General features: G+C 67.1%; 17 protein-coding genes. 12 read left to right on the forward strand and 5 right to left on the reverse strand.

From position 1 onward, the window contains the following. Positions 1 to 165: 165 nt before the first annotated feature. The 6 genes from N7640_RS23430 to tauC all read left to right on the forward strand — a co-directional run bounded on the left by N7640_RS23430 (position 166) and on the right by tauC (position 5,470). A complete protein-coding gene (locus tag N7640_RS23430; RefSeq protein WP_279905885.1) occupies positions 166 to 705 on the forward strand; it encodes a PaaI family thioesterase in 540 nt (179 codons plus the stop codon). Positions 706 to 776: 71 nt separating this feature from the next. Beyond that, positions 777 to 1,907 (forward strand): thiolase family protein, encoded by a 1,131-nt coding sequence (locus N7640_RS23435; RefSeq protein ID WP_279905884.1) that lies wholly within the window; start codon positions 777 to 779, stop codon positions 1,905 to 1,907. A gap of 84 nt (positions 1,908 to 1,991) precedes the next feature. Then, positions 1,992 to 2,555 (forward strand): TetR/AcrR family transcriptional regulator, encoded by a 564-nt coding sequence (locus N7640_RS23440; RefSeq protein ID WP_279905883.1) that lies wholly within the window; start codon positions 1,992 to 1,994, stop codon positions 2,553 to 2,555. Positions 2,556 to 2,728: 173 nt separating this feature from the next. Beyond that, positions 2,729 to 3,706: a taurine ABC transporter substrate-binding protein gene (gene tauA, locus N7640_RS23445; protein ID WP_279905882.1), complete on the forward strand. Its 978-nt coding sequence runs from the start codon at positions 2,729 to 2,731 to the stop codon at positions 3,704 to 3,706. Between the two features lie 154 nt (positions 3,707 to 3,860). Beyond that, positions 3,861 to 4,643 (forward strand): taurine ABC transporter ATP-binding subunit, encoded by a 783-nt coding sequence (tauB, locus tag N7640_RS23450; RefSeq protein WP_279905881.1) that lies wholly within the window; start codon positions 3,861 to 3,863, stop codon positions 4,641 to 4,643. Next, complete coding sequence (gene tauC, locus N7640_RS23455) at positions 4,640 to 5,470, forward strand: taurine ABC transporter permease TauC (protein WP_279905880.1); 831 nt, start codon at positions 4,640 to 4,642, stop codon at positions 5,468 to 5,470. The genes tauB and tauC overlap by 4 nt, the downstream gene beginning before the upstream one ends. Here tauC and N7640_RS23460 read toward each other — a convergent pair whose 3' ends face one another. The 5 genes from N7640_RS23460 to N7640_RS23480 all read right to left on the reverse strand — a co-directional run bounded on the left by N7640_RS23460 (position 5,471) and on the right by N7640_RS23480 (position 10,656). Then, the gene (locus N7640_RS23460; protein WP_279905879.1) at positions 5,471 to 6,715 is read right to left on the reverse strand and encodes an MFS transporter; all 1,245 of its coding nucleotides are present in this window, start codon (positions 6,713 to 6,715) and stop codon (positions 5,471 to 5,473) included. A 125-nt stretch (positions 6,716 to 6,840) separates the two neighbouring features. After that, positions 6,841 to 7,641, reverse strand: coding sequence for a transglutaminase family protein (locus N7640_RS23465; protein ID WP_279905878.1), 801 nt, complete (start codon positions 7,639 to 7,641; stop codon positions 6,841 to 6,843). After that, complete coding sequence (locus N7640_RS23470; protein WP_220815646.1) at positions 7,638 to 8,588, reverse strand: alpha-E domain-containing protein; 951 nt, start codon at positions 8,586 to 8,588, stop codon at positions 7,638 to 7,640. The genes N7640_RS23465 and N7640_RS23470 overlap by 4 nt, the downstream gene beginning before the upstream one ends. A 2-nt stretch (positions 8,589 to 8,590) precedes the next feature. Continuing rightward, a complete protein-coding gene (locus N7640_RS23475) occupies positions 8,591 to 10,000 on the reverse strand; it encodes a circularly permuted type 2 ATP-grasp protein (RefSeq protein WP_279905876.1) in 1,410 nt (469 codons plus the stop codon). Between the two features lie 179 nt (positions 10,001 to 10,179). Beyond that, positions 10,180 to 10,656 (reverse strand): DUF1289 domain-containing protein, encoded by a 477-nt coding sequence (locus tag N7640_RS23480; RefSeq protein ID WP_220815644.1) that lies wholly within the window; start codon positions 10,654 to 10,656, stop codon positions 10,180 to 10,182. Positions 10,657 to 11,104: 448 nt separating this feature from the next. Between N7640_RS23480 and acnB the strand changes: the two genes are divergently transcribed. The 6 genes from acnB to alaC all read left to right on the forward strand — a co-directional run bounded on the left by acnB (position 11,105) and on the right by alaC (position 17,949). Next, positions 11,105 to 13,714 (forward strand): bifunctional aconitate hydratase 2/2-methylisocitrate dehydratase, encoded by a 2,610-nt coding sequence (gene acnB, locus N7640_RS23485; protein ID WP_279905875.1) that lies wholly within the window; start codon positions 11,105 to 11,107, stop codon positions 13,712 to 13,714. A gap of 343 nt (positions 13,715 to 14,057) precedes the next feature. Continuing rightward, positions 14,058 to 14,267 (forward strand): YgdI/YgdR family lipoprotein, encoded by a 210-nt coding sequence (locus tag N7640_RS23490; protein ID WP_279905874.1) that lies wholly within the window; start codon positions 14,058 to 14,060, stop codon positions 14,265 to 14,267. A gap of 79 nt (positions 14,268 to 14,346) precedes the next feature. After that, positions 14,347 to 14,556, forward strand: coding sequence for a YgdI/YgdR family lipoprotein (locus N7640_RS23495; RefSeq protein ID WP_279905873.1), 210 nt, complete (start codon positions 14,347 to 14,349; stop codon positions 14,554 to 14,556). 167 nt (positions 14,557 to 14,723) lie between these two features. Further along, positions 14,724 to 15,938 (forward strand): CmpA/NrtA family ABC transporter substrate-binding protein, encoded by a 1,215-nt coding sequence (locus N7640_RS23500; protein WP_279905872.1) that lies wholly within the window; start codon positions 14,724 to 14,726, stop codon positions 15,936 to 15,938. 18 nt (positions 15,939 to 15,956) lie between these two features. Further along, complete coding sequence (locus N7640_RS23505) at positions 15,957 to 16,535, forward strand: ANTAR domain-containing response regulator (RefSeq protein ID WP_220815639.1); 579 nt, start codon at positions 15,957 to 15,959, stop codon at positions 16,533 to 16,535. 160 nt (positions 16,536 to 16,695) lie between these two features. Next, entirely contained in the window at positions 16,696 to 17,949 is a 1,254-nt protein-coding gene (gene alaC / locus N7640_RS23510) for an alanine transaminase (RefSeq protein ID WP_279905871.1), read from the forward strand. Positions 17,950 to 18,038: the final 89 nt, after the last annotated feature.

The raw sequence follows: 18,038 nt of genomic DNA on the forward strand, positions 1-18,038 counted from the left end.
CAAAGATTTTCGCGAGACCGATTTCCTTCTTTATATAGCCCATATCCGATAAGCGCTCCGACCCCATGGGCAGGGGACGCTCATCTCTCCCCTATTTATATTTCAACCATAATATGAAATATTAAATTACGGCCGTAATTCCAATCACTCCAAAGGAGCTTTCCCATGCAAGCACTGACCCGCGAACAGACCCTAGCCATCTGGCAGGAGGCCGAGCGCGCAGCCCGCGCCAGGCTCGGCGAACCCGGCACCTTGTCTCTGAAGGAGGTCGGCAAGCTGAGCGCGCACGACTTCTTCGAGCGCATCGGCAACGGCGATCTGCCCTGCCCGCCCTTCGGGCACTTGGTCGACTTCATCCCGCTGGAGTGGGAGCCAGGCCGCTTTCTCTTCCAGGGCACGCCGGACACCCGGCACTACAACCCGCTCGGCAGCGTGCATGGCGGCTATGCGGCCACGCTGCTCGACTCCTGCATGGGCTGCGCCGTGCATACCTGCCTGCAGCCGGGCCAGGGCTACACCACCATGGACCTGCGCGTCAGCTACGTGCGCGCCATCACCGCCGATACCGGTCCCTTGCGCGCAGAAGGCAAGGTGGTTCACGTAGGCCGATCCACCGCTCTGGCCGAAGGCCGGCTCTACGACGTGGATGACCGACTGTACGCGGTAGGCTCGACGACCTGCATGGTGCTCGAACTGCGCCGCTGAGCCCGTTTCGACAGCCCAAATTGAATGTCAACCGTCATCCAAAAACACTCCATCCTCAGAGGACTCGCCTCATGACCTCCATCGTGATCGCCGGCTACGCCCGCTCCCCCTTCCACTTCGCCAAGAAAGGCGGACTGATCAATCTGCGCCCCGACGACCTGGCCGCCCAGGTATTGAAGGGCCTGGTCAACAGGCTCGACCTCGATCCCAGCCAATTGGAGGACGTGATCATGGGTTGCGCCTACCCCGAGGCCGAGCAGGGCATGAACATCGCTCGCATCGCCAGCTTCCGCGCCGGCTTTCCCGAGACCCTGGGCGGCGCCACGGTGAACCGCTTCTGCGGCTCGTCCATGACCGCCGTGCACTTCGCCGCGGGGCAGATTCTGCTCGGTGCCGGCGAGGCCTTCCTCTGTGCCGGCGTTGAATCGATGACCCGCGTGCCCATGGGCGGCTTCAACATTTCGCCCAACCCGACCCTGATGAGCACCTTCCCGCAGGTCTACATGGCCATGGGGCATACCGCCGAGGAAGTGGCCAGGCGCTATTCGATCAGCCGCGAGGAGCAGGAAGCCATGGCCGTCGAGTCCCACGCCAAGGCCGTACGCGCACGGGAGCTCGGCCATTTCAGGGATGAGCTCCTGGCCATCGAGACACCGGACGGCGTGATCGCCGAGGACGGCTGCATCCGCGCCAGCACCAACTTAGAGGCGCTCGCCCAGCTCAAGCCGGCGTTCGGCGGCAGCGTCACCGCCGCCACCTCGTCGCCGCTGACCGATGGCGCCGCCGCCGTGCTGGTGTGCACCGAGGCGTTCGCCCGCAACCATGGCCTGGAGATGCTCGCGCGCATCAAGGCCGTCGCCGTCGGCGGCTGCGCGCCGGAGATCATGGGCATGGGGCCAGTGGTTGCGACCCGCAAGGTGTTGCAACGGGCCGGCCTGAGCGTCGCCGACATCGATCTGGTGGAAATCAACGAAGCCTTCGCCAGCCAGTCCATCGCCTGTGTGAACGAGCTGGGCCTGGACATGGCCCGGGTCAACCTGGATGGCGGCGCGCTCGCCCTGGGTCATCCACTGGGCGCTACCGGCGTGCGCATCACCGGCAAGGCCGCCGCGTTGCTCAAGCGCACCGGTGGCCGCTACGCCATCGCCACCCAGTGCATCGCCGGCGGCCAGGGCGTGGCCACCCTGCTCGAAGCCATATAAAGGAGGGAATGCGGGCGCGACTCGCCAGCGCGCCCGCACGGGTTAACATGACAGCTGGCATTTCTTCGCTCGGGACCGATCCTCATGCGCTATTCGGAAGATCACAAAGCCAAGACCCACCAACGCATCGTCGACGAGGCCGCCCTGCGCTTTCGCCGCGACGGCGTGCTGGCGACCGGCCTGCAGCCGCTGATGAAGGCGCTGGGCCTGACCCACGGTGGCTTCTACGCGCACTTCAAGTCCAAGGACGATCTGGTCGAACAGGCCCTGCAGCGGAGCGCCGACCAGCTCAAGGAGGGTCTCGAGAATCTCGCCGAGGAACCCAATCCCCTGCAGGGCCTTATCCGACGCTACCTCTCCTCCGCCCACTGCAAGTCGCCGGGCAGCGGCTGCCCGTTGCCCACCATGTCCGCCGAACTGGGCCAGCGCGGGCAGCCCAGCCCGATCACCGACGAGATCGTGCGCGACCGTCTGGCGTCGATCGCCGCCAGTCTACCGAGCGAGGACGCGGAGGCGCGGAGCGCCTTCATCCTCTCGACCATGGTCGGTGCCCTGGTGCTGTCGCGCAGCATTGCCGACCCGGAGCTGGCCGAGCGGCTGCTGCGCTCCACGCGGCAGATACTGCTGGAACAGACCGAACAGGACTGAGCGTTTCGCTCACCGCTTATTGATATAAAAATAGTCTAAAAAAGTATTTATCTATTCCATTTTTATCAATTAGCTTTGCTCCACCGGACCACCGGACTCTCGAAGAAAAACGACATCTGTCCTGTGGCCGACCTTCCTCGTGAACGGTGCGCGGCCCGTACGAGGAGCATTCCATGAGCATCCCCTTCGCCCGCCGCCTGCTGGCGGTGCTGACGATTTCCAGCCTGGGCCTGACCGCGCAGGCCGCCGACTTCACCGTCGCCTACCAGACCACCGTCGACCCGGCCAAGGTCGCCCAGGCCGACGGCGCCTATGAAAAGGCCAGCAAATCCGAGATCAACTGGCGCAAGTTCGACGGCGGCGCGGAAGTGATCACCGCCGTCGCCTCCGGCGACGTGCAGATCGGCTACGTCGGCTCCAGCCCGCTGGCCGCCGCCGCCACCCGCCAGCTGCCGGTGCAGACCTTCCTGATCGCCACCCAGATCGGCGCCGCCGAAGCCCTGGTCGCCCGCGAAGGCAGCGGCATCGGCAAGCCCGAGGACCTGGTCGGCAAGAAGATCGCCGTGCCCTTCGTCTCCACCGGCCACTACAGCCTGCTGGCCGCGCTCAAGCACTGGAACATCGACCCGGCCAAGGTGCAGATCCTCAACCTGGCGCCGCCGGCGATCATCTCCGCCTGGAAACGCGGCGACATCGACGCCACCTACGTCTGGGACCCGGCCCTGGGCGTGGCCAAGGAGAACGGCAAGGTGCTGATCACCTCCGGCGAGCTGGGCGAACTGGGCGCGCCGACCTTCGATGCCTGGATCGTGCGCAAGGATTTCGCCGAGAAGCACCCGGAAGTGGTCCGCACCTTCGCCAAGGTCACCCTCGACGCCTACGCCGACTACCGCAAGGACCCGCAGGCCTGGCTGGCCGACAAGGACAACATCGCCAAGGTGGTGAAGCTCTCCGGTGCCAAGGTCGAGGACATCCCGCTGCTGCTGCAGGGCAACGTGTTCCCCCTGGCCGCCGACCAGGTCAGCGCCCTCGGCGCGCCGACCACTCGGGCCATCACCGACACCGCCACGTTCCTCAAGGAACAGGGCAAGGTCGACGCCGTGCTGCCGGACTACGCGCCCTACGTCAGCAACCAGTACGTCACCAACTGAAGACTGTTGTCGCGGGTTTCACCCGCCCTACTTCGCGCAGGGCGGGCGAAACCGCGAACAGTCTACAACTGAGCATCGGGCCCTCGCCTGCGGGCGAGGTTCGGCGGCGGCAGGGACGCCGTCGCCGGATGCACCCACCATAGGGAAACACGACATGGCCCTACTCGAACTGGAGCGCATCGGCGCACAGTACCCCGGCGCGGCCGAACCGGTACTGCACGACATCTCCCTGACCCTCGGCCCGGACCAGCTGCTGGTGGCCCTGGGCCCCTCCGGCAGCGGCAAGACCAGCCTGCTCAACCTGATCGCCGGCTTCACCGCGCCCAGCAGCGGCCGCATCAGCCTCGACGGCGTACCCGTCACCGGTCCTTCCGCCGAGCGCGGCGTGGTGTTCCAGGACGATGCCCTGCTGCCCTGGCAGAACGTGCTGGACAACGTCGCCTTCGGCCTGCGCCTGGCCGGCGTGCCGCGCGCCGAACGCGAGGCACGTGCCCGCGAGCTGCTGGCCCTGGTCGACCTGGCTGGCTTCGAGCAGCGCCGCATCTGGGAACTGTCCGGCGGGCAGAAACAGCGTGTCGGCCTGGCCCGCGCCCTGGCCGCCGAACCGCGCCTGCTGCTGATGGACGAGCCGTTCGGCGCGCTGGACGCCTTCACCCGCGAACAGATGCAGGAACTGCTGCTGCAGGTCTGGCGGCGCACCGCCAAGCCGGTGCTGCTGATCACCCACGACATCGAGGAAGCGGTGTTCCTCGCCACCGACCTGGTGCTGCTGGCGCCCAACCCCGGGCGCATCGCCGAGCGCCTGAGCCTGGACTTCGGCAAGCGCTACGCCGCCGGCGAGAGCGCCCGCGCCATCAAGTCCGACCCGCATTTTATCGCCACCCGCGAGCACGTGCTCGCCCAGGTCTTCGCCGAACGCCAGAGGAGGCGCGCATGAGCAGCTACGAGTTGGTCTACGCCAAGAGCGAGGCCGAGCAGAAGGCGGCGCGCGCGCCACGCCGGCTGAGCCTGCTGGCCCTCGGCCTGCTGAGCACCGGCAGCCTGCTCTGGGTCTGGTGGGCGGTGACCGCCGCCGGGCTGATCGAGCCGCTGTTCCTGCCCAGCCCCCAGACGGTGCTGGCCCGGGGTTGGAAGCTGGTCACCGAAGGCTACCTGGACGCCAGCCTGTGGCAGCACCTGGGCGCGAGCCTCGGGCGCATCGGCCTGGCCCTGCTGGCGGCGGTGCTCACCGCCATCCCGCTGGGCATCACCATCGGCCGCAGCCGCGTAGTGCGGGGCCTGGTCGATCCGCTGATCGAGTTCTACCGGCCGATTCCGCCGCTCGCCTACCTGCCGCTGATCGTCATCTGGTGCGGCATCGGCGAGCTGTCCAAGGTGCTGCTGATCTACCTGGCGATCTTCGCGCCCATCGTCATCGCCACGTCCACCGGCGTGCGCAGCGTCGACCCGGCCAAGATCAGAGCGGCCCAGGCCCTCGGCGCGACACCGGTCCAGCTGGTGCGCCACGTGATCCTGCCCAGTGCCCTGGCGGACATCCTCACCGGCGTGCGCATCGGCCTCGGCGTGGGCTGGTCGACCCTGGTGGCCGCCGAGCTGATCGCCGCCCAGCGCGGCCTCGGCTTCATGGTCCAGTCGGCGGCGCAGTTCCTGGTCACCGACGTGGTGATCCTCGGCATCCTGCTGATCGCCATCATCGCCTTCGCCCTGGAGTTGGGCCTGCGTGCCCTGCAGCGCCGGCTGGTGCCCTGGCACGGCCAGGCCTGATCAGCCCCGGGGCCTGGCGTCGGGTGCCGCATCCTCGAAGCGGTCGACCCGGCGCAGGCTGCGGAAGCCCCACATCCAGCCGCCCACCACGCCGAGGGTGCACAGGCTGCCCAGCACCGCCGCCGGCACCACGCCGAACCAGGCAGCGCTGCTGCCGGCGCGGAACTCGCCGAGTTCGTTGGAAGAGCCGATGAACAGCATGTTCACGGCGTTGACCCGGCCGCGCATGGAGTCCGGAGTGGAGAACTGGATCAGCGAGGAGCGGATATACATGCTCACCATGTCCGCGCCGCCAGCCACCATCAGCGCGGCGAACGACAGCCAGAACAGGCTGGACAGCGAAAACACTAGGTTGGCCACGCCGAACACCGCCACCGCGACGAACATGCTCATGCCCACGTGGCGGTTGAACGGCCGCAGGCTGAGGTAGAAGCCGACCAGCACTTCGCCGATGGCCATGGCGCTGCGCAGGATGCCGAGGCCGGTCGGCCCCACGTCCAGCACTTCCTGGGCGTACATCGGCAACAGCGCCACCACCCCGCCGAGCAGGACCGCGAACAGGTCCAGGGAGATGGTGCCGAGGATGATCGGCCGCGAACGGATGAAGTGGATGCCCGCCGTGAAGCGCTTCCAGGCGGTCGCTTCGAGCGGCTTGGCTTCTTCCCGGTAGCGCACCTTGACCATGGACAGCATCAGCACGCCGGCGGCGAAGAACGCCAGGCACACGGCATAGGTCAGCTCGCCGCCGCCCAAGGCGTAGAGGCCGCCGCCCAGCACCGGGCCGGAGATGGTCGAGGCGCGCACGATCATGCTGTTGGCCGCGATGGCCGCCGCCAGCCGCTCGCGCGGCACGATCTGTGGCAACAGGCTGGACAGCGCCGGCCCGGTGAAGGCGCGGGCGCAACCGTAGGCCACCAGCACGCCGTAGAACGCCTGGATCGGCCCGTGCACCACGGACAGCCACAGCAGCACGCCGGCGCAGACGGCTTCCACCCCCCAGCTCAGGCCGAGAATCCACTTGCGGTCGAAGCGGTCGATCAGGTCGCCGGCCGGCAGCAGCAGGAGCAGCATCGGGATGAACTGGGCCAGGCCGACATAGGCCAGGCTCATGGGATCGCGGGTCAGGTCGTAGACCTGCCAGGCCACCACCACCGCCAGGATCTGCACGGCGAACATGGCCAGGACGCGGCTGGTGAGAAAAGGCAGGAAGCCCGGCTGGCGGTAGACGGATGTTTCGGCGGACAAGGGGAGGTTCCGGACAGAATTCGAAACAAAACAATCTACTGGATCGAAAGCTGTCCGGGCAAACAACTTAGGGGCCCGCCGTCGGGCCGCCCCGGAATTCCGCCGCGCTCAACGGCGGCGCCGCGTCACTGTTGCTGCTGCACCTGCATCAGCGAGGCCACGTTCACCCGCGCGTGCATCTGCTCGCCACCGCCGCCACGGCGCATGCCGCGCACCGGGCAGGCGTCCAGATAGTCCAGCCCCACCGCCAGCTTGAGGTGGCGCTCCGGCCGGGACAGCTGGTTGGTCACGTCGAAGCTGTACCAGGCGTCGCCCAGCCAGGCCTCGGCCCAGGCGTGGCTGGCCAGGTGCTCGCTGTCCTCGGTGTACAGATAGCCGGAGACGTAGCGCGAAGGCACGCCCAGGCTGCGGGCGCAGGCCAGGAAGGCATGAGTGTGATCTTGGCAGACCCCGGCGCGGCCGGCGAAGGCCTCGGCGGCGGTGCTGTCCACCCTAGTGGCGCCCGGCTTGTAGGGCATCTGCTGGTGCAGGCCGTGCATCAGGTCGACCAGGCCGTCGCGGTCGCGTCGCCCGGCGCTGCTGGCCTGGGCGAATTCACGCAGGGCATCGTCGGCCTGGGTCAGGCGCGTGCTGCGCAGGTACGGCAGGGCCGAGCGGGCGTCATGCTCGGATTCGCAGCGCTCATCGATCTCCACCTGGCCACGGGCGCCGATCACCAGGGCTTCGTGGGGCTCGTCCAGGGTCAGCACGTGGAGGATGTTGCCGTAGGGGTCGCGCTGGGCGCGTACCGGGCGCGGCAGGTCGAGCTGCCAGCTGATCACCCGCTGGCGGGCGCTCTCCTGCGGGGTCAGGCGCAGGTACTGGATGCTCGCGCGCACCTGGTCGTCGTAGTTGTAGGTGGTGTCGTGGCGGATCGAGAGTCTCATACGACCTCCAGATAGGACGTGTGGATGGCGCTGCCCAACTGACGGACGAGCAGGATGAAATCGGTGAGCCAGGTGTGCAGGCCCTCGTCGAGAACCTCGCCGACGCTGGTGTAGCGCAGGCGCGCGTCCAGCTCGGCGGCCAGGCGCTGGGCCGGGCGACCGTTCTCGCCGGGCAGGCCGGCGAGCATCAGGTTGAGTTCCTCCATGCAGGCGCGCAGGGAGCGCGGTACTTCGGGGCGCAGCAGCAGCAGTTCGGCGATCTTGTGGGTGCGCGGCGAGCCGCGGTAGATCTCGGTGAAGGCCTCGAAGGAGGACAGCGCACGCAGCAGCGCGCTCCACTCGTAGTAGCCGCGGGCCGAGGTGTCGCTGACTTCGTCGGCGGCCTCGCCGAGCATCTCGTAGCGGGCGTCGAGCAGGCGCAGGGTGTTGTCGGCGCGCTCGATGAAGGTGCCCAGGCGGATGAAGCGGTAGGCCTCGCCACGCATGATGGTGCCGAAGGTGGCGCCACGGAACAGATGGGAACGCTCCTTGACCCACTCGCAGAAGCGGCTGATGCCGTAGCGGCCCAGGCCCTCGGCGGCGATGCCGCGCATCTCCAGCCAGGTGGCATTGATGTTCTCCCACATGTCGGCGGTGATCCGCCCGCGCACGGCGTGGGCGTTGCTGCGCGCGCCCTGCAGGCAGCAGTAGATGCTCGCCGGGTTGTCCGCGTCGAGGGCGAAGAAGTGCAGCATGCGCTCGGCGTGCAGCTGGCCGTGGCGCTCCAGATAGTCGTCCAGGGTACCGGTGATCAGCAACGGCAGGGCCAGTTCGTCGAGGCCGTCGCCGCGGCCGTCCTGAGGCATCAGCGACAGCGAGTAGCTGACGTCGAGCATGCGCGCGAGGTTCTCGGCGCGTTCCAGGTAGCGCGACATCCAGTAGAGGTCGGAGGCGGTTCTGCTCAGCATGGTCAGTCCTCCACCACCCAGGTGTCCTTGGTGCCGCCGCCCTGGGACGAGTTGACCACCAGCGAACCCTCGCGCAGGGCCACGCGGGTCAGGCCGCCGGGCACCAGGCGCGTCTCGCGGCCGGACAGGACGAACGGGCGCAGGTCGATGTGGCGCGGGGCGACGCCGCTCTCGACGAAGGTCGGGCAGGTCGACAGGCACAGCGTCGGCTGGGCGATGTAGGCCTCGGGCCGGGCCTTGAGGCGCTCGCGGAAGGCCTCGATCTCGGCCTGGGTGGCGGCCGGGCCGACCAGCATGCCGTAGCCGCCGGAGCCCTGGGTCTCCTTGACCACCAGTTCGGAGAGGTTGGCCAGCACGTGGGACAGCTCCTCGGGCTTGCGGCACTGCCAGGTGGGCACGTTCTTGAGGATCGGCTCCTCGTCCAGATAGAAGCGGATCATTTCGCCGACGTAGGGGTAGATCGACTTGTCGTCCGCCACCCCGGTGCCGACCGCGTTGGCCAGCACCACGTTGCCGCTGCGGTAGGCGGCCAGCAGGCCGGGCACGCCGAGCATGGAGTCCGGGTTGAAGGCCAGCGGGTCGAGGAAGGCGTCGTCCAGGCGACGGTAGATCACGTCCACCGGCTGCGGGCCGGCGGTGGTGCGCATGAACACCTTGTCGTCGCGGACGAACAGGTCGGCGCCCTCCACCAGCTCCACGCCCATCTCGCGGGCGAGGAAGGCGTGCTCGAAGTAGGCGCTGTTGAAGCGCCCCGGGGTGAGCACCACCACGCTGGGGTTGTCGATCGGGCTGGAGCTTTTCAGGGTGTCCAGCAGCAGACTCGGGTAGTGGTCGATGGGCGCCACCCGCTGCATCGAGAACAGCTCGGGGAACAGGCGCATCATCATCTTGCGGTCTTCCAGCATGTAGCTGACGCCGCTGGGCGTGCGCAGGTTGTCCTCCAGCACGTAAAAGCTGCCGTCGCCGTCGCGCACCAGATCGACGCCGGCGATGTGGGCGTAGAGGTCGCGGTGCAGGTCGAGGCCCTGCATGGCCAGCTGGTAGCCCTCGTTGGCCAGCACCTGCTCGGCCGGGACGATGCCGGCCTTGAGGATGCGCTGCTCGTGGTAGAGGTCGGCGAGGAACATATTCAGCGCCTTGACCCGCTGGATGCAGCCAGCCTCGACGATGCGCCATTCGCTGGCGGGGATGCTGCGCGGAATGGTGTCGAAGGGGATCAGACGCTCGGTGCCCTGCTCGTCGCCGTAGAGCGTGAAGGTGATGCCTGCGCGGTGGAACAGCAGGTCGGCCTCCCGCCGGCGCTGGGCCAGGAGCTCGTCGGGGGTGTCCGCCAGCCAGCGGGCGAATTCCCGGTAGTGCGGGCGGACCGTGCCACTCGCGTCGTACATCTCATCGTAGAAGGTGCGGGCCATGCCGTACTCCTTGTCACCCGGACAGGGAGTGCCATCGCAAGGCCCGTGCCATGAAAATTTATGCTTTCAGATCAAAGAGTTGCTCATCCAAGCGAAGCGCTGCGCACCAAGATGGAGCGATTTTGCGCCCCAGGCGCAGCGGACCGCCCCATGGCATGGCAGCGCGGCGAAGCCTTCGCTCAGACGCGCACTTCCATGCCTTCGCGCAGGAAGCGCGGCGCGATGTAGCGCTCGTAGTGCGCCTCGGAGAGCAGGAAGAATTCGCGGTCGATGGCTTCGCGCAGGGCCGGCAGCTCCCAGTCGCGGAACTCGGGCAGCAGCACCAGGCCGTAGGCCTCCAGCCGGCTGATCAGGCGCGAGGCGCGGGCGATCAGCTGGTAGGCCCAGCAGTATTCGGACTGCTCGGGCACGAAGCGCACCTGGCGCTGCTCCAGCTGCGCGCGCAGCAGCGAGGGATCGAAGATCTCCACCTTGCCCTGCATCACCTGCACCAACAGCACCTCGAGGCGCTTCCACACGGCGCGCTTCTCGTCGTCGTTGTAGGCGTTCCAGTTCACCACTTCGTGATGGAAGCGCTTGCAGCCGCGGCACACCAGGTCGCCGTAGACGGTGGAGCAGAGGCCGACGCAGGGCGTCTTGATACGTTGGTTGGACATGCGGGGCAGGACGGCGCTGTGAAACAGGCGACCCATGATAGCGGCTACCCCGGACAGGGTCATCATGACCGACCAGACCTTCGTCGACTTGCCAGCCAGACGATGACAGGTAGTCTAAAACCCCGATTGGATCGGCGTTTCGCTTAACTTTGGCCGCCCGTTCCAGTAGAATTGCACCGCCTTTTTAGGCACCGATGTCCGTCGGAAGCTGTTTTCAAAGCGTCACGAGCACAGTCGATCCGCCAGGAACGCGTCTGGCGCAGGTTCGCCGAAACCTGCGCCGCCCTCATCCCCTCTCGCGTCCTGCGGCGTAAAACTTTGAAAACAGCTTCTTGTTGAAGCCGTCGACTCACCGGCCAGTGCGCCCAAAAAGCGCAGCGGCGCGATGCGTGGCGGTTTTCTGGATAAGCGTTGCGGGCCGCCGCGACCACTGATGAGGGTAATAACTGTGCTTGAAGCCTATCGCAAACACGTAGAAGAGCGTGCCGCCCAAGGGATCGTTCCCCAGCCGCTGAACGCCGAGCAAACCGCAGGCCTGGTCGAGCTGCTGAAAAACCCGCCGGCCGGCGAAGAAGCCTTCCTCGTTGATCTGATCACCAACCGTGTTCCGCCGGGCGTGGACGAAGCCGCCTACGTCAAGGCCGGCTTCCTGTCGGCCGTGGCCAAGGGCGAAGCCAGCTCCCCGCTGATCAGCAAGCAACGCGCCGTCGAACTGCTGGGCACCATGCAGGGCGGCTACAACATCGCCACCCTGGTCGAACTGCTGGACAGCGCCGAGCTGGCCGAAGTCGCCGCCGAGCAGCTGAAGCACACCCTGCTGATGTTCGACGCCTTCCACGACGTGGCCGAGCGCGCCAAGGCCGGCAACGCCAACGCCAAGGCCGTGATGCAGTCCTGGGCCGACGGCGAGTGGTTCGTCAACCGCCCCGCCGTTCCGGAAAAAGTCACCCTGACCGTGTTCAAGGTCACCGGCGAAACCAACACCGACGACCTGTCGCCGGCGCCGGACGCCTGGTCCCGCCCGGACATCCCGCTGCACGCCCTGGCCATGCTGAAGATGGCCCGCGACGGCATCAACCCGGACCAGCCGGGCTCCGTCGGCCCGATCAAGCAGATGGAAGCGCTGAAGGCCAAGGGCTTCCCGGTCGCCTACGTCGGTGACGTGGTCGGTACCGGTTCCTCCCGTAAGTCCGCCACCAACTCGGTGCTGTGGTTCTTCGGCGACGACATCCCCTACGTGCCGAACAAGCGCGCCGGTGGTTTCTGCTTCGGCACCAAGATCGCCCCGATCTTCTACAACACCATGGAAGACGCCGGCGCCCTGCCGATCGAATTCGACTGCACCAACCTGGCCATGGGCGACGCCATCGACGTCTACCCGTACAAGGGCGAAGTGCGCCGCCACGGCAGCGACGAGCTGGTCACCAGCTTCCAGTTGAAGACCGACGTGCTGCTGGACGAAGTCCGCGCCGGCGGCCGTATTCCGCTGATCGTCGGCCGTGGCCTGACCGAGAAGGCCCGCGCCGAACTGGGCCTGGCCCCGTCCACCCTGTTCAAGAAGCCGGTCGCCCCGGCCGACAGCGGCAAGGGCTTCACCCTGGCGCAGAAGATGGTCGGTCGCGCCTGCGGCCTGCAGGAAGGCCAGGGCGTGCGCCCGGGCACCTACTGCGAGCCGAAGATGACCACCGTCGGCTCCCAGGACACCACCGGCCCGATGACCCGCGACGAGCTGAAGGACCTGGCCTGCCTGGGCTTCTCCGCCGACCTGGTGATGCAGTCCTTCTGCCACACCGCGGCCTATCCGAAGCCGATCGACGTCACCACCCACCACACCCTGCCAGACTTCATCATGAACCGCAGCGGCGTGTCCCTGCGTCCGGGCGACGGCATCATCCACAGCTGGCTGAACCGCATGCTGCTGCCTGACACCGTCGGCACCGGCGGCGACTCGCACACCCGCTTCCCGATGGGCATCTCCTTCCCGGCCGGTTCCGGCCTGGTGGCCTTCGCCGCCGCCACCGGCGTGATGCCGCTGGACATGCCGGAATCCGTTCTGGTGCGCTTCAAGGGCAAGCTGCAACCGGGCATCACCCTGCGTGACCTGGTCCATGCCATCCCCTACTACGCCATCCAGGCCGGTCTGCTGACCGTCGAGAAGAAGGGCAAGAAGAACATCTTCTCCGGCCGCATCCTCGAGATCGAAGGCCTGGACGAGCTGACCGTCGAGCAGGCGTTCGAGCTGTCCGACGCCTCCGCCGAGCGCTCCGCCGCCGGTTGCACCATCAAGCTGCCGGAAAGCGCCATCGCCGAGTACCTGAAGTCGAACATCACCATGCTGCGCTGGATGATCGGCGAAGGCTACGGCGATGCCCGCACCCTGGAGCGTCGCGCCCAGGCCATGGAAGCCTGGCTGGCCAACCCGCAACTGCTGGCCGCCGATGCCGACGCCGAATACGCCGCCGTGATCGAGATCGATCTGGCCGACGTTAAGGAGCCGGTCCTGTGCGCACCGAACGACCCGGACGACGCCCGCCTGCTGTCCACCGTGGCCGGCGAGAAGATCGACGAAGTCTTCATCGGTTCCTGCATGACCAACATCGGCCACTTCCGCGCCGCCGGCAAGCTGCTGGACAAGGTCAAGGGAGGTATCCCGACCCGTCTATGGCTGGCCCCGCCGACCAAAATGGACCAGCACCAGCTGACCGAGGAAGGCTACTACGGCATCTACGGCAAGGCCGGCGCCCGCATGGAAATGCCGGGCTGCTCCCTGTGCATGGGCAACCAGGCGCGCGTGCAGACCGGTTCCACCGTGGTCTCCACCTCCACCCGTAACTTCCCCAACCGTCTGGGCGACGCGACCAACGTGTACCTGGCCTCCGCCGAACTGGCGGCGGTCGCCTCGATCATCGGCAAGCTGCCGACCGTCGAGGAGTACATGGAGTACGCGAAGAACATCGACAGCATGGCTGCCGACATCTATCGCTACCTGAGCTTCGACCAGATCGCCGAGTACAAGGAAGCGGCCGCGAACGCCAAAATCCCGGTCGTTCAAGCCTAAGCCTCACCCGGTGAACAGAAAGCCCCGCTCATGCGGGGCTTTCTTTTATCTGTGCTCCTGTTAGATGTCGTAGTGCCCTGAGCCTTCTGGATCCCCGCCTGCGCGGGGATGACGAGGTAGGGGTGGCACTCTTTCAAACCCGTCATTCCCGCGCAGGCGGGAATCCAGGAGCGGGCAGCGGCAGCGCTCAGATAGAGAGGATTGACCACGCAACACATCACGGAACATAGCCTCATCCCTTGGGGCCGTCCCGGCCCGCATATTTTTATGGAGCGAAACCGGGAGAGCCGTGGTCCGAAGCTCTGAAGCCCCTCGCGGGCGCCCCATTCATAAGGAGTTCACCATGAAACCCTGGATTCTCGCCCTGCTCTGCGCGATCGGCCTCGCCGGCTGCTCCACCGACTACATCATCGCCACCACCGACGGCCAGATGCTCAGCGCCCAGGACAAGCCGAAGATCGACGAGGACACCGGCCTGATCACCTACGAGGACGCCGAGGGCAACGAGCAGCAGATTCCGCAGACTTCGGTGAAGCAGATCATCGAACGCTGAGGACGTATTGCCGCGCCGCCTTGCCAAACGCAGCGGCGCGGAAATACTTGAGGTGAATCCCACCACCCAGGAGCACCTCATGAAGCACCGGATAGCCACCCTGCTGTTCTTCCTCGCCCTCACCGGCTGCGCGAGCGAACACCTCATCCTCACCAACGATGGCCAGATGCTCACCAGCGACGGCAAGCCCGAGCTGGACGAAGACACCGGCATGATCGAGTTCGAGGACAGCGAGGGTCGCAAGCAGCAGATCCCGCAGACCCAGATCAAGCAAATCATCGAACGCTGAACCCCACGGCACGGTTCCAACCGTAGCGCTGGCACATGGCTTGCTTGAGCCTGTCCAGCAGGACTCGCTCCAACGGCGGAGCAGTTCCAGACAATGGCGTCGTTTCCGGCCACCGCCCCCGCGGCGGCCCGGAGCGACGCCTTTTTGCTCTACGGCGGAACATCTCGATGAACGACAGCGGCAATACCCGTAGCGACGCCCTGGCCTGGGTCGCGGGCAGCGATGCCCCGGAAAAGAGCGCACTGAACCTGGGCTTCATGGCCCTCACCGACTCCGCGTCGCTGATCGTGGCAGCGACCCAGGGCTTCGCCCAGCCCTACGGGCTGACCCTCAACCTGCAGCGCCAGGCCTCCTGGGCCGGCCTGCGCGACCGCCTGCTGAGCGGCGAACTGGACGCCGCCCAGGCCCTCTACGGCCAGGTCTACGGCATCCACCTAGGCCTCGGCGGCGCGGCCACCGAGATGGCCATCCTCATGGGCCTGTGCCAGAACGGCCAGGCGCTCAACCTGTCCCAGCCGCTCAAGCAGGCCGGCGTGACCAGCGCCGAGGCACTCGCCGCACGTGTGCGCCAAGGTGGTGCACGCCTCACCTTCGCCCAGACCTTCCCCACCGGCACCCATGCCATGTGGCTGTACTACTGGCTGGCCGCCCAGGGCATCCACCCGCTGGAAGACGTCAACACCGTGGTGGTGCCACCCTCGCAGATGGTCGCCCACCTACGCGCCGGGCGCATCGACGGCTTCTGCGCCGGCGGCCCGTGGGGCGCCCTGGCCGTGGAGGAAGAGCAGGGCTTCACCCTGGCCACCAGCCAGGACATCTGGGCCGACCACCCAGAGAAGGTGCTGGCCGTGACCCGCGAATTCGCCGAGCAGTACCCCAACACCGCCCGCGCTCTGACCATGGCCGTGCTGGAGGCCAGCCGCTTCATCGACGAAAGCGAGGAAAACCGCCGCGGCACCGCCCAGCTGATCAGCAGCGCCGAATACGTCGACGCCCCGCTCTCGGCCATCCAGCCGCGCTTCCTCGGCCAGTACGAGGACGGCCTCGGCCACGCCTGGCTGGACGCCCACCCGCTGCGCTTCTTCGCCGACGGCGAGGTGAACATGCCCTGGCTGTCCGACGGCATGTGGTTCCTCACCCAGTTCCGCCGCTGGGGCCTGCTGCGGGACGACCCGGACTACCTCGGCATCGCCCGTCGCATCCACCGGCTGGACATCTACCGCGCCGCCGCCGAGGCGCTGGGTGTCGCCGTGCCGGCCAGCGAGATGCGCAGCTCCACCCTGCTCGACGGCAGCGTCTGGGACGGCAGCGATCCCGCCGGCTACGCCCGCTCGTTCGCCATCCACGCGCGCGCCGACGGCGCCGCGGCCATCGCCCTGTAACGGACCGGGAGACGCACGATGCTACGCATACTCCTGATCAACGATACGCCGAAGAAGGTCGGCCGCCTGAAGAACGCCCTGGTCGAGGCCGGCTTCGAGGTGATCGACGAGTCCGGGCTGACCATCGACCTGCCCGAGCGGGTCGAGGCGGTGCGCCCCGACGTGGTGCTGATCGACACCGAGTCGCCGGGCCGCGACGTGATGGAACAGGTGGTGCTGGTGAGCCGGGACCAGCCGCGGCCGATCGTCATGTTCACCGACGAGCACGACCCGCAGGTGATGCGCCAGGCCATCCAGTCCGGCGTCAGCGCCTACATCGTCGAGGGCATCCAGGCCGAGCGCCTGCAGCCGATCCTCGACGTGGCCATGGCCCGCTTCGAGAGCGACCAGGCCCTGCGCGCCCAGCTGCAGGCACGCGAAGCCCAGCTGGCCGAGCGCAAGCGCGTCGAACTGGCCAAGGGCCTGCTGATGAAGATGAAGAGCTGCAACGAGGAGGAGGCCTACACCCTGATGCGTCGCCAGGCCATGAGCCGCCAGCAGAAGCTGATCCAGGTGGCCGAACAGATCATCGCGATGCACGACATGCTCGGGGAGTGACCGCCCCGGGCAAGGCCCGGGCAGCGCACTGTATCGCCCATCCCCGCGCCAACTGCACTGGACAGCCGCCCGCGCGGGCGCTTATCTTCGCCGCCAGGCCACACACATATGGCCGGCGTCGCTCGGACGGTTCCGGGCGCTTACGTACTCCGAGGAAAGCATGGCTGACAATGCCAAGCGCCGCTTTGCGCGCATCGATCGTCTCCCCCCCTACGTCTTCAACATCACCGCCGAACTGAAGATGGCCGCCCGCCGCCGTGGCGAGGACATCATCGACTTCAGCATGGGCAATCCGGACGGCGCCACCCCGCCGCACATCGTCGAGAAGCTGGTGCAGGTCGCCCAGCGCGAAGATACCCACGGCTACTCCACCTCCCGCGGCATCCCGCGCCTGCGCCGCGCCATCTCGCGCTGGTACAAGGACCGCTATGACGTGGAGATCGACCCGGAAAGCGAGGCCATCGTCACCATCGGCTCCAAGGAAGGCCTGGCGCACCTGATGCTGGCCACCCTGGACCACGGTGACACCGTGCTGGTGCCCAACCCCAGCTACCCCATCCACATCTACGGCGCGGTGATCGCCGGCGCCCAGGTGCGCTCGGTGCCCCTGGTGCCGGGCGTGGATTTCTTCGCCGAGCTGGAGCGGGCCATCCGCGAGGCCATTCCCAAGCCGAAGATGATGATCCTCGGCTTCCCCTCCAACCCCACCGCCCAGTGCGTGGAGCTGGACTTCTTCGAGCGGGTGGTGGCGCTGGCCAAGCAGTACGATGTGCTGGTGGTGCACGACCTGGCCTACGCGGACATCGTCTACGACGGCTGGAAGGCGCCGTCGATCATGCAGGTGGAAGGCGCCAAGGACATCGCCGTGGAGTTCTTCACCCTGTCCAAGAGCTACAACATGGCCGGCTGGCGCATCGGCTTCATGGTCGGCAACCCGGAGCTGGTCGCGGCCCTGGCGCGGATCAAGAGCTACCACGACTACGGCACCTTCACCCCGCTGCAGGTGGCGGCCATCGCTGCCCTGGAAGGCGACCAGCAATGCGTGCGCGACATCGCCGAGCAGTACCGCGAGCGCCGCAACATGCTGGTCAAGGGCCTGCACGAGGCCGGCTGGATGGTGGAGAAGCCCAAGGCCTCCATGTACATCTGGGCCAGGATTCCCGAGCCCTACGCCCACCTGGGCTCGCTGGAGTTCGCCAAGAAGCTGCTGCTGGAGGCCAAGGTCTGCGTCTCGCCGGGTCTGGGCTTCGGCGACTACGGCGACGACCACGTGCGCTTCGCCCTGATCGAGAACCAGGACCGCACCCGCCAAGCCATCCGCGGCATCAAGGCGATGTTCCGCGCCGACGGCCTGATCGAGGCGCCCGACGCCAAGCCCAGACGAGGCACCAAGGCCAAGCCCGAATCGGCGTGAACGATAAGGCTATGCCCTCGTTGGCTGTTCAATCACTTGAGGAGCACATCTGTGGGAGCGGCCTTGGCCGCGAAATCCACGGATAACCC

This window comes from Pseudomonas sp. GD04015, assembly GCF_029837675.1.
GTDB lineage: Bacteria > Pseudomonadota > Gammaproteobacteria > Pseudomonadales > Pseudomonadaceae > Aquipseudomonas > Aquipseudomonas paralcaligenes.